Origin of the sequence: Pedobacter sp. KACC 23697, from assembly GCF_045348445.1 — a bacterium.
Lineage (GTDB): Bacteria > Bacteroidota > Bacteroidia > Sphingobacteriales > Sphingobacteriaceae > Pedobacter.
On sequence record NZ_CP157485.1, the window covers coordinates 579,792 to 592,508 of the forward strand.

Here is a 12,717-nt window from a genome sequence, read left to right on the forward strand (position 1 = left end):
AGGCGTTTAGCGGAGGGCGTTTAGAATAAATTTATAATCGTACTATTAAAAAAGTCGTCATTTCGACTGAAGCGTAGCGAAATGGAGAAATCTAAATCAAAAGCGCTCTTCAAGATTGCGTTGCACTCCGCCCGAAATGAATTATTTTAATAAGGTCACTTACGAGTAATTGTGTTGACTACGGACTACAAACTTAGGACTAAATAAATCCCATACGGTTAGAATCCAGTTTCAAAAATATAAACAACAGGATAGTAAAACTCCATAATGATGAACCGCCGTAACTAATAAAGGGTAGCGGAATCCCGATTACAGGAATAATACCAATGGTCATGCCGATATTGATGAATACATGGAAAAAGAGGATGCAGGCCACACTGTAGCCGTAAATTCTTGAGAAGGTAGACCGCTGCCTTTCTGCCAGATTGATCAATCTGAGCAATAAAAACATATACAAGCCTATTACAACCGAACAACCCACAAAGCCCCATTCTTCGCCTATGGTCGAAAATATAAAGTCGGTGCTTTGCGCGGGTACATAACCGTATTTAGTTTGCGTGCCCTGTAAAAAACCACGACCGGTGGCCTGTCCTGAACCAATGGCAATCTGCGATTGGATGACATTATAACCGGCGCCCTTATTATCGGCTTTAAGGCCTAACATGAGCTCGATACGGCTACGTTGGTGCGGCGCTAAAACTTTTTCGTAGGCAATTTTAACCACAAATAAATAAGCAATGGCAATGATGGTGACCAATACCGTAGAAATAATGATTTTCTGTTTCCGCCTGTTGTTATAGATAAAAAGTCCGCCGATAGTGGTTAGGATAATAACCAGGATGTAAGTGGGTACCAGAAAATCGGCCACAAACAGTACAATCATTCCAAGAAAAATCAAGAGGAAATAACCAGACAGCCCCTCCCGGTATAGAGGGAACATAAAGGCAAGGAAAACCAGTGCAGAGCCCGTATCGGGTTGCAGCATAATTAATAAAAGCGGGGCCAATACAATTAAACCGGCAATGACGATGGATTTAATATCCCTGAATTTGGGGTTAAATGTGCTTACATATCTCGCCAGCAGCAAGGCAGTACCGAACTTGGCAAACTCTGAAGGCTGCAACCTAAAAGAACCAATAGGGATCCAGGCCTGGTTTCCGCCCACATTTCTCCCTACAAAGAGTACCACTACGAGTAAAAATAACGTGGCTCCGTAAATAAAGGGTGCAAATACGTTAAATAACCTACCGTCGAACAATAAGATAGATAAGCCCAGTATCAGGCCGGTAATGACATAAATTAACTGTTTGCCATAACTGCTTGCAAAATCGAACCCAGTTGCTTTATCCGGATTGTAGATAGAAGCATAAACATTGATAAAACCAACTGCACATAAAGCAATATAGATTAAAACAGTAATCCAATCTACATTAAAAAAGAAACGGTTTCCCTGTTGTTGCATTTTTATTTATGGGTTACAGGTTTTTGGTTTACAATGGGTTGATTTACTTTCGGCTTAGAAGCAACGGTTTGTTTTAATACAGCCGGTTTTATTTTTAAGCTGTCTTTAACTTTTTTGAGCGAATCGGCTTTTTTTAGCTTTAAACTGTCTTCTAATTTGGTCAGTTTAATCTTTTTCGTCTTATCAATTAAAGCAGGTAAAAGGTTGGTTTCGGAGAACGCTTTAACGGTATAACCATTCGAACGTGGCTTAATGCTATCGGTTAAATATTTTTCAACGATAAAACTCGATATCGGTGCAGCATATGATCCTCCATAGCCACCGTTTTCTACAATTACGGCAATAGCAATTTTAGGCTTGTCCATAGGGGCAAAACCAATAAAAACCGAGTGGTTTTTACCATGTGGATTTTGTACGGTTCCGGTTTTACCGCACATTACAATATTAGGTATCTGGGATTCTTTTGCTGTTCCCCAGGGACTGTTCACCGCATCCCGCATGCCATCAATTACAATAGGAAAGTATTTTTCATCTACACCCACATAGTTTTTAACCACATACTCTTTCTTTACTACATTTTTATCGCCTATACCTTTAATTAAATGCGGTTTTAAATAATAGCCCCGGTTGGCAATTGCCGCCATTACGTTGGCCATTTGTAATGGGGTTGAGGTAATCTCACCCTGACCAATGGCCTGCGAAATTACTGTGGTGTATCCCCATCGTTTGCCATAAATTTTATCATAATGATCAGCCTGATAAAATATACCCTTTTTTTCAAAAGGCATATCGATACCCAGTTTCTGGCCAAAACCCCATTTAGAAATCTGATCGTGCCATTTTGAGTAGGTTTGACGCTGATTTTTCATTCCATTTTTAGTGATGATGCTCTGAAAAACATGGCAGAAATAGGTGTTGCAGGATCGTGCAATACCGCGTTGCATATTAATGGTCCCATCAACGTGCTCGCATTTTACTTTATGGTTTCCGGCCATATAATAGCCCGGACAGAAAAAGGTTGTATTTGGATCGATGGCACCATCTTGCAGGGCAACCAATGCATCAACCGGCTTAAATGATGATCCGGGAGAATACTGACCGGCAATAGGCCTTACAATCTGTGGGCGGTAAGGGTTTGCGATCAAACTCATGTAGTTTTTCCCCCAATCTTTACCCACTAATTGGTTAGGGTCGTAACCGGGACTACTTATAAATGCCAGAATTTCTCCGGTAGAAGGCTCAATCGCCACAATTGCGCCTACCTTATTTTTCATTAATTCTTCTCCAAGGCGCTGGATTCTGATGTCTAAAGAAGAAATCAACCGGTCTCCCGATACAGCATTGATATCGTATTTTCCATTGGCATAACTACCCTGGGCAATGTTTTTGGCGTCGTACAACGTATTGATTACACCTTTTTCTCCCCTTAAAAAATCTTCATAAGAACGCTCCAGTCCACTTTTTCCGATAAAGTCGCCTGGTTTATAATAACCTTCCGATTTTTCAATATCATCAGGACTTACTTCCTTGACGTATCCAAAAAGCTGGCCGGCTATGCTGTCCGGATAGTGCCTGATCGTTCTGTCCTGTGTTCTGAAACCTGGAAAACGGTACATAATTTCCTGTAAACGTGCATAACTTTGTACCGAAATCTGCCTTTCGAAAAACGTAGATTGATAAGACGATTGTGCCCTTGCTTTTTTTAGTTTTTTACGTACATCTTCAACGGTAATTTCTAAAGCATTAGCTAATCCAAGCGTATCGAATGGTTTAACCTCATTTGGGGTAACCATTAAATCGTAAACGGGTTCGTTCTGCACAATTACCTTCATGTTCCGATCGAGGATGGCACCGCGGGCAGGGTATTTATAAATTTTACGGAGTACGTTACTTTCGGCAGAGCTAAAGGCTTTATCGCTGATAATCTGGATATAGAATAACTTTCCCAATAAAATCAGGGCGATTACGATAAATAATCCCTGAACGATATATTTTCGGTTAAATAACTGATCCATTTAGCGTGGTGTTCTTTTATAGAATATAAACTCTACCAAAAAAATAATAAGCAGTGTAAAGATACAACTTAAGCCGCATCTCATTAAGGTGTAACCCACTTCGGTTAGCCTAAATGTTTCCAGAAAAAATAACACCAGGTGATGTGCCGCTACACAAAGAAAAGTATAAAGTGAAAACCATTGGAAACCCATATAACTTAATGATGGTTCCGGATCATCAATGGCGTCGCGGTTTAAACTGATGGATATAAAAGAAATTCTTACAAAGGCCAGAACCACACAAGCCGTGGCGTGCACACCCATGGTATCGTAGAAAGCATCAAGCGTTAATCCGGTTGCAAAGGCCAGTGCGTACAGTAAAATATTAGGGATGCCGAATGGAAGCAGAAGTAAAAACAATACGTAGATAAAAGGTGTGGAAAGGTCGTAAAAGCCCATATTCTTGAGCAAAAATATCTGCACAAAAAGTAGTAAAAACCACCTGATCATATTTACAATGATGATTCTGCTATTCATTGGGTTTAGCTATGCTTTCTAAAGCTTTTTGCTCATCAGCTCTTTTATCTTTAACTACATATACATATTGCAATGTGCTAAAGTCAGTAAACAAATTTAATTCTGCTGATAAAAAATTATCATTCGTGGCCACATTCGCCTTGCTAATTTTTCCGACCAGAACCCCGGCAGGAAAGGAGCCATAGCCAGAAGTTACAACCGTATCGCCAACATACATTTTAATGTGGTTGGGTACCTCTTTTACAAATGCCTTTTTAATATCGAAATTTCCATCGCCCCAAACCAATGAGCCAAGTGCGTGGTTTTTTTTCAAGGTTACACTGATCTTTGTGTCTTTATGCAATAATGACTGGATGGTGGATAGATGCGCAGAAACATCGCGGATAAAACCGACTACTCCGCGTTGAGGGGCAATAACGGCCATACCACTTTTAATGCCATCAACAGTTCCTTTATTAATGGTCATGATGTTGTTGCGCAAAGTGATCGAATTTTTAATCACTTTGGCAGCCAGATAAGTGTATTGCTGATCGCTCACTGTATCTACTACTTTAACATCTTTCGCTGTATCTACCGTAGTTAACCCCAGTAACTGGCTTTTAAGTTTAGCATTTTCTGCAGCAAGACTATCGTTAACCATGCCAAGGTTTAAATATCGTTTAAAAACATTTAGCCTTTCATATGCAGTGCCTACAACCTCATTACTGGAATTTAAGGTGATGCTTCGCTGATAAGCATTGTTTTTAACCGTTAGGTAAATGCCAACAACAAAAAAAATGATAAATAAGAAAAATGCGTTGTATCTGCTGATGAAAATCCAAAGGTTACGCATATTTTTAGGTAAAATGGAAGATGGGAAATGTATAATGGAGTCAACACATCATCCATCATACATCTTCCATTTTCCGTGTTTTATTGCATTAAAAATTTATATCCGCCAATGTTTTTAAGGGCGATGCCAGTTCCGCGTACTACTGCACGAAGCGGATCTTCTGCAACATGAACAGGTAATTTCGTTTTGGCTGCAACACGTTTATCTAAACCTCTCAATAACGCACCACCACCGGTTAAGTAAATACCAGTTTGGTAAATATCTGCCGAAAGTTCCGGAGGGGTAATCTCTAAAGCTTTTAAAATCGCTTCTTCAATTTTAGAGATAGATTTATCTAAACAGTGCGCAATTTCAGTATAGGAAACGGTAATCTGTTTAGGTACACCCGTCATTAAATCACGGCCTTGAACAGCGAAATCAGCAGGAGCATCCTGTAACTCAGGTAAAGCAGCACCAACTTCAATTTTAATTTTTTCAGCGGTACGGTCACCAATCATGATATTGTGCTGACGGCGGATATAATTTACGATATCAGAGTCGAAATTATCTCCTGCAACGCGGATAGATTGATCGCAAACAATACCAGATAAAGCAATAACTGCAATTTCGGTAGTACCTCCACCTATATCAATAATCATGTTACCCATTGGCTCTTCTACATCAATCCCGATACCTACAGCGGCAGCCATTGGTTCGTGGATCAGGTAAACTTCTTTTGCGCCGGCAATTTCAGCAGAATCGCGCACGGCACGTTTTTCTACTTCGGTAATACCAGATGGAATACAGATGACCATACGTAAAGAAGGAAACATCCAGCCTTTACCACCGTTTAGCATACGGATCATCCCTTTAATCATCGCTTCAGCGGCGTTGAAATCGGCAATTACACCATCTTTTAATGGGCGTACCGTTTTAATATTATCGTGGGTCTTACCCTCCATTTGCATCGCCTGACGGCCAATTGCAATCACTTTATTTGTAGTACGATCGAAAGCTACGATAGATGGCTCATCTACCACTACTTTGTCGTTATGTATAATCAGGGTGTTCGCAGTACCTAAATCAATGGCAACTTCTTGCGTAAACCAGTTAAATAATCCCATGTAAGGTATGTTTTCTTTATTTTGTCAAATCTATACTATTCCTAATGTAAAAATAGCTTTTTTATTGTTTTAAGTTTTATTTTCTTCAGTTATTAAATTCTTTTTAAGTCAATTAAAATGTTTAGAAAATAAAAAAGGTGAAAGACCAAAGGTAAAAGTCCTAAGCAGAAAGGCTAAAGCGATTTGCAATGTGCTTTACGCTTTAATCTTTCTGCTTTAAGCTAAAAACTAGTGTTTAAAGTGTCTAACCCCGGTGGTTACCATGGCAATGCCTTTTTCGTTTGCTTTTGCAACAGAATCGGCATCTTTGATCGATCCGCCCGGTTGTAAAACTGCAGTAATTCCGGCATCCGCAGCAATTTCAACACAATCCGGAAAAGGAAAGAAAGCATCAGAAGCCATTGCAGCTCCCTTAACACTGAAACCGAAAGAGGCCGCTTTTTCAATTGCTTGTCTTAGGGCGTCAACGCGCGAAGTCTGACCAACACCGCTTGCAATCAAAACATCATCCTTAACCAACACGATGGTGTTCGATTTAGTGTGTTTTACAATTTTGTTGGCAAAGAACAGATCCTTCAGCTCTTGTGCGGTTGGTGCTTTATCTGTAACCGTTGTCATTTGCTCCGGACCTTCGATAATTAAATCTTTATCCTGCTCAATTACACCGTTTAATAAGGTTTTAAATTGTTTTTTGCTCAATTCAACCTCATTGCGCTGTAAAATAACGCGGTTTTTCTTTTTGCTGAACAGCTCTACTGCTTCTGCCTGGTAAGAAGGCGCAATCAATACTTCAAAAAACAGGTTATTGATTTCTTCTGCTGTTTCCAGATCAACTTCCACATTGGTGATCAATACACCACCGAAAGCCGAAACCGGATCACAAGCTAAAGCATCGATCCATGCTTGTTTAACTGCTGGGCGCGAAGCAATACCACAAGCGTTGGTGTGTTTTAAGATCGCAAAAGTTGGGTCTTCGAATTCGTCGATCAAAGCAACAGCAGCATCTACATCAACCAAATTATTGTAAGAAAGTTCTTTGCCGTTCAGTTTGGTGAACATGGCATCTAAATCGCCATAAAACACACCACCTTGATGAGGGTTTTCGCCATAACGTAAGGTTTTGGCTTCGGTAACACTTTGTTTAAAAACATCAAGTGGCTCCTCGGTATTAAAATAATTGAAGATAGCAGTGTCGTAATGAGAAGAAGTATGAAATGCTTTTTTAGCGTACGCCTTACGTTGTGCTAAAGTAGTTTCGCCATTCTGTGCGGCCAATTGCGCTTCTAAAGTAGGATAGTCATTTTTTGATGCGATAATCACCACATCGTTAAAGTTTTTTGCAGCGGCACGGATCAGTGAAATACCACCGATGTCTATTTTCTCGATAATTTCTTCCGGTGTTCCGCCTGCTTTTACGGTTTCTTCAAATGGATATAAGTCAACAATAACCAGGTCAATTTCAGGAATTTCATATTCAGCAATCTGCTCTTGGTCGCCAGCTAATGCCCTTCGGTTTAAAATTCCACCAAATACTTTTGGATGTAAGGTTTTAACACGTCCGCCTAAAATAGATGGATAACCAGTTAAATCTTCAACCGCCGTAACAGGCAGGTTTAAATCTTTGATGAATTGTTCTGTTCCGCCTGTAGAAAATAATTGTACCCCTTGTGCGGCCAACAATTTTACCAATGGCTCCAAACCATCTTTATAATATACTGAGATTAAAGCGTTTTTGATTTTAATGGATTGACTCATTCTACTGAAAATTTTGAGCCGCAAAGGTAGTAAAATCGTATGGCTTTTTTATTATGTTAGATGGGCAAAAAAAGAATAAGGTTTGTGATAGTTGTTTCGGTTTTTTCAGGATGTTATTGGAGCCGTTGCTACTGCATAGAGAAGTGAGCCATTTCGCGATATTTTTTTTAAAATAACAGCTATTGTTTTATTGAAAATTCATTGCCTAAGTTAAATCGAATTGACCAGTTATGCTTTTCTTTTTAATCAGATCAAAATTTCTACGCTAACTTTGGTATCCCAATAATTTTCTAATCTGGTATAAAAACCGTTCTATTAACCTTAAATCCTGGGTTACAATTTCTGCGTTGCCTTTTAATTCTTTGTCAAAAGTAAGGGTTTTATGATACGAAGTGGTTAATCCTTTGGGTAAATTCACATCTACATAGTAGTTTCCCTTTTCATCTGGGGTGAAGGAAATATTTTGCACACTACCTTCTAAAATACCATATTCCTGAAAACGATAATTATCCAGTTTGATCAGTACCTTTTCGCCACGTGCTATTTTTCCTGAATTGGTTGCGGGAACAAGTAACCTGCCAATGAGTGCCTTTTTATTATCCGGAAGTATGGTTAATACCGCATCACCCCGTTTTAAAAATTGATTTTCACCCCAAAATTGCTGGAAACTTGCGATACCATCTGTTGAGGAAATGATTAAATAATTTTGCTGCCATTGCCTTAAAGCCTTTTTCAATTGTTCGAATAATTGTAAGGTTTGCAAAGCAAAATTACTTTTGTCTTTCTCATGATTAATATTGATCCCACTTCTGGTTTTATTAAGGTTTGCAATGGCCTCCTGGGTTTGCGACAGGGAAATTTCTATGTTCTGTAAGCTTTGTTCGGCTTGTATAAATTTAATCTTCTCATTTTCAAATTCGGCGGTAGAGATTACTTTTTGATTCACGAGCTGCACGGTCCGCTGATAATTTTTCTTAATCAGCTCAAATTTGGTCAGCTCCAGTTTTTTTTGGTTTTTTAGCGCAAGTTCCCTATTTATATTGGCTGTGATATTTTGCTCAGTAGCTTTGTTTTCTGGTGCATAGGGCTTAAGTGAAGCAAACAATTTTTCATCCTGAAATGCCTTTGCGAAATTATTGTAATCGCTCTGTAGCTCACCCAATTTAAATGTTGATACCTTAGTTACAGGAAAGTGAGCCATCCGGGCCGGAGCTGTTGAATCAATGATGTTGATCAGTTGTAAAATGTCTTCATAGTTTGCGGTTGACTGCAATACCATCAAAACCTGATTTTTATGAACCTGTTCATGATCTTTTATCAAGATTTTTTCCAGTTTGGAATCTATTCTGGCTTCAAGCTTTTCTGGTGGGTTTTGAGAAGTTACTACAATGGTAGCAGGTACAAATTCCGGATACTTGATGAAGTAACTCATGAGCAAAATCATGAGTAGGATACCCAAAATAATGGCATTGCCCCAGCGGAACATCCAGTGGGGAGGATTGGATAATACATCCTGAACAGCTTCAGAACGAAGCTGTATCTCATCTAGTTTATCTTTTTTAGTTTCCAAGTTCGAGCTGATTTTTAATTAATCTGTAGTATTCACCCTTTTTTGCTACCAGTTGGTTATGGTTGCCTTCCTCTACCACAATTCCTTTATCCAGTACTATAATCTTATCGGCATGTTTCACCGTTGATAACCGATGTGCAATAACCACTGCAGTTTTACCCTTAAAAAACTGTGCTAAGTTTTCGATAATGACTTTTTCATTGTTTGCATCCAAGGCACTTGTAGCTTCATCAAAGAAGATATATTCAGGGGTTTTGTAAACTGCCCTGGCAATAAACAATCTTTGTTTTTGGCCGCCGCTCATGCCAATGCCCTCGTTGCCTATTTTAGTATTATAGCTTAAAGGTAAATCTTCAATGAAATCCTGAACATTTGCAATTTCCACTGCTTTTCTGAGTTTTTGTTTATCTATAATATCTTCGCCAATGGCAATATTATTGGCAATGGTATCATTAAATACATAACTTTCCTGCATCACTACACCACAATGTTTCCGCCAATGGCCGGGTGATATACTCTTGAGGTCGGTACCGCCAATCAGAACATCACCTTTTTCAGGTTCGTAGAATTTGGTCAGTAGTTTTAACAACGTAGTTTTTCCACTGCCGCTGGCACCAACAATTGCAGTGGTTTTTTGATAGGGGATAACCAGGTTCAAATCTTGAAAAACGAATGCATCTGAGCCAACATATCTAAAAGATACATGATTTAGCGCAATATCTTTTTGTGGGATTTCGGTTATATATTGTCCATCAATACTTTCCTCATCCGTTTTATCATGAATTTCGCCAAGTCTCTCCAAAGATATTTTGGCATCCTGAGTTTGTCTGATAAAATCTACCAATTGTAATAAGGGACTATTTAATTGACCGATAATATACTGCACGGAAAGCATCATCCCTAATGTAAGATGCCCATCAAGTACCAGTTTTGCCGAGAGGAAACTAACCAAAATATCTTTAATCTGGTTGATAAAGCCACCACCAACAGATTGCCACTGCTCTAAAGAAAGTGCTTTTATCCTGATTTTAAACAACTTTACCTGTAAAAATTCCCATCCCCATCTCTTTTGCTTCTCTGCATTATGCATTTTTATTTCCTGCATGCCATTAATAAGCTCGATTACGGTGCTTTGTTCTTGCGAAACCTGTGAGAACATTTTGTAGTCCAGTTCTTTTCTTTTTTTAAGGAAGAAGGTAATCCATGCCACGTAAAGGACGGCGCCAATTAGATAAACCGCGAACAGGCGATAATCATACATCAGCAATACCATACTAAAAATGATCAAATTAACCATAGAGAATAAGGTATTCAGCGAAGAGCTTGTGAGTAATTGTTCTATTCTGTGGTGATCGTTTATGCGTTGCATAATGTCTCCCGTCATTCTGGTATCAAAGAAACTGATGGGGAGCTTCATTAATTTGATAAAAAAATCGGAAACGATAGAGATGTTTATTCTGGTTGAAAGATGCAATAAAATCCAGCTACGGATAATGTCAATGCCCATTTTGCCTGTAAAAAGCATCACCTGCGCCAATAAAACCAGATAAATAAAATTAATATCCTGATTTTGTATGCCTACATCTACCACACTTTGGGTAAGAAACGGGAAAATTAGCGATAGCAAACTTCCGGCAAGTAAGCCAAAGGCAAGCTGAATGACAAGAGATTTATATTTTAATAAATATCGCGATAGAAAAGTGAAACTTGTCTTTTTTTCTTCCTCATCAAAATCATCCTGGTAGAATGAAGGACTGGTTTCTAAAACAAGTGCAATACCTTCTTCGGTTTGTTCGGTCGCATTTCCCCCGATCCAATGTTTAATAAATTCCTCTTTTGTATAGGTAATTAAGCCATAGCTAGGGTCTGAAATATAAACTTTTTCGGCTTTATCAATTTTATAAACCACCACATAATGGTTTTTGTTCCAATGTACAATGCAAGGTAAAGGCGCATCTGCAACCAGGGTTTTAAAATCTATTTTAACCCCTAAGGTTCTAAAACCTAAATTTTCTGCCGCATTGCTAAGCCCCTGCAGGCCACTTCCTTCTCTGGTGGTTTCCGTAAGTGTTCTTAAATGCTGAAGCGGAATACTTTTATTATAGTGTTTAGCTATAATACGTAAGCACGTAGGGCCACAGTCTTTTGCATCTGGTTGTTTATAAAAAGGGAATTTTTTCATTTTATTCTGCCCAGATTTTATTAAAGGTTTCGGATAATTTATTCTTGTCGATTATACAACCTGATGCAGAAACCGTAATACCAGATTGTTTTAGTGTCAGATAACCTTCTTCATTGTTCCATTTGGAGATATAAGGATTATAAACGCATTCAAGACGATGAAACCAGTATGCAGCTCCCTTTTCAGGTATACGTACATCAGTACACATGTATCTAAATTCGCAGTGTTGGCAAACCAGGGTTTCTTCCTTGCGGATATTGCCAAGCTCCAAAAATAGTTTGCTACTGATGGTTTGATGAAATTCATTATAACCCATTAAATTAACGTTGCCAAAACTTTTGCTGTTATTTAGCCCATTTTTAATATTGCCACTTTGGTCTATATAAATTTTGCCATTGTAGTAAGTATGTTTGTTATAAGCCTCTAGAAAAAAATCCTGGTTTACAAATAACTTATCTATGGTTAGCAGCTTCTGGTAATCCTCAAAACTTTCAGTAAAAAAATTATAATAAATGTTATCTTTCAGTTTGGTTTTCGGCCTATCTAAGCCATAAAAATTAACTGAAAATAGGGCAGTCTGCCCAGCCAGTTCCCGCTCATATTGGTCAAAGCTTTCTGCATCAAATATTTCGATATAAAGGTAGATACTGTCAATTTCCAGATGAGCAAATGACCTAATCATTTGGATAACATCATCATCTAATCGGGGTGAAATGATGCTTAGGTTTTGAAGGTGGGTCTGATGTATAAAATGAATAAAATTGTTGCTGGCATTAACATGTATTACAGCATGGGTGAGTTCGTTAACCTGATGTAATGCTTTAGACATTTTGGGAAATCTTTTCTCTTCCTGAGCAGATGCTACCTCAAAAATGATCTCTAAATTTAAAAGATAACTGATGAGTTCGCTGCGTTCAGCTGGATCGGAGATCAGGTCAAAATTAATAAGGCCATCGGTGTTTAAAATATGGTAATGTGCATTGGAAATAAAATAATAGTCTTTACGGCCCAAATCATAAATTATGGCTCTGTTATAACCACTTACCGGTATGCAAAGCTGGTTTCTGAGGTATGATTTAATCATATAGGAGATTTAAAATATAGATCAAGCTGCAGGCTATTGGTCTGGTAGATTTTAGATGCCCTTGTTTTAACAAGGTAAGTTGGTTTTGGCTTTTTTATCAGTGATTTGATGTGCAATGGCGCTTGTCCGGTAGCGATCAGATCTTTTATTTTTTTCATTGGTTTTATTGATATGGTTAGTGTAAGTGCAAGTGCATTC

Annotated in this window: 10 protein-coding genes; all 10 read right to left on the bottom strand. The window is 38.5% G+C overall.

From position 1 onward, the window contains the following. Positions 1 to 199: 199 nt before the first annotated feature. Positions 200 to 1,462: a rod shape-determining protein RodA gene (gene rodA, locus ABEG20_RS02285; RefSeq protein ID WP_406825795.1), complete on the bottom strand. Its 1,263-nt coding sequence runs from the start codon at positions 1,460 to 1,462 to the stop codon at positions 200 to 202. Between the two features lie 2 nt (positions 1,463 to 1,464). Next, the gene (gene mrdA / locus ABEG20_RS02290; protein WP_406825796.1) at positions 1,465 to 3,477 is read right to left on the bottom strand and encodes a penicillin-binding protein 2; all 2,013 of its coding nucleotides are present in this window, start codon (positions 3,475 to 3,477) and stop codon (positions 1,465 to 1,467) included. Continuing rightward, positions 3,478 to 3,993 (bottom strand): rod shape-determining protein MreD, encoded by a 516-nt coding sequence (locus ABEG20_RS02295; RefSeq protein ID WP_406825797.1) that lies wholly within the window; start codon positions 3,991 to 3,993, stop codon positions 3,478 to 3,480. Continuing rightward, complete coding sequence (mreC, locus tag ABEG20_RS02300; RefSeq protein ID WP_406825798.1) at positions 3,986 to 4,825, bottom strand: rod shape-determining protein MreC; 840 nt, start codon at positions 4,823 to 4,825, stop codon at positions 3,986 to 3,988. The genes ABEG20_RS02295 and mreC overlap by 8 nt, the downstream gene beginning before the upstream one ends. Positions 4,826 to 4,905: 80 nt before the next feature. Next, the gene (locus ABEG20_RS02305) at positions 4,906 to 5,928 is read right to left on the bottom strand and encodes a rod shape-determining protein (protein WP_010601761.1); all 1,023 of its coding nucleotides are present in this window, start codon (positions 5,926 to 5,928) and stop codon (positions 4,906 to 4,908) included. Between the two features lie 228 nt (positions 5,929 to 6,156). Next, entirely contained in the window at positions 6,157 to 7,683 is a 1,527-nt protein-coding gene (purH, locus tag ABEG20_RS02310; RefSeq protein ID WP_406825799.1) for a bifunctional phosphoribosylaminoimidazolecarboxamide formyltransferase/IMP cyclohydrolase, read from the bottom strand. A gap of 265 nt (positions 7,684 to 7,948) precedes the next feature. After that, complete coding sequence (locus ABEG20_RS02315) at positions 7,949 to 9,253, bottom strand: HlyD family secretion protein (RefSeq protein WP_406825800.1); 1,305 nt, start codon at positions 9,251 to 9,253, stop codon at positions 7,949 to 7,951. Beyond that, entirely contained in the window at positions 9,243 to 11,435 is a 2,193-nt protein-coding gene (locus tag ABEG20_RS02320; RefSeq protein WP_406825801.1) for a peptidase domain-containing ABC transporter, read from the bottom strand. Before ABEG20_RS02320 ends, ABEG20_RS02315 begins: the two co-directional genes overlap by 11 nt. A gap of 1 nt (position 11,436) precedes the next feature. After that, on the bottom strand, positions 11,437 to 12,519 hold the full coding sequence (locus ABEG20_RS02325) for a hypothetical protein (RefSeq protein ID WP_406825802.1): 1,083 nt from the start codon (positions 12,517 to 12,519) through the stop codon (positions 11,437 to 11,439). Then, positions 12,516 to 12,677 carry a hypothetical protein gene (locus tag ABEG20_RS02330; RefSeq protein WP_406825803.1) on the bottom strand — a complete coding sequence of 54 codons (162 nt, stop codon included), beginning with the start codon at positions 12,675 to 12,677 and terminating at the stop codon, positions 12,516 to 12,518. Before ABEG20_RS02330 ends, ABEG20_RS02325 begins: the two co-directional genes overlap by 4 nt. Positions 12,678 to 12,717 lie beyond the last annotated feature (40 nt).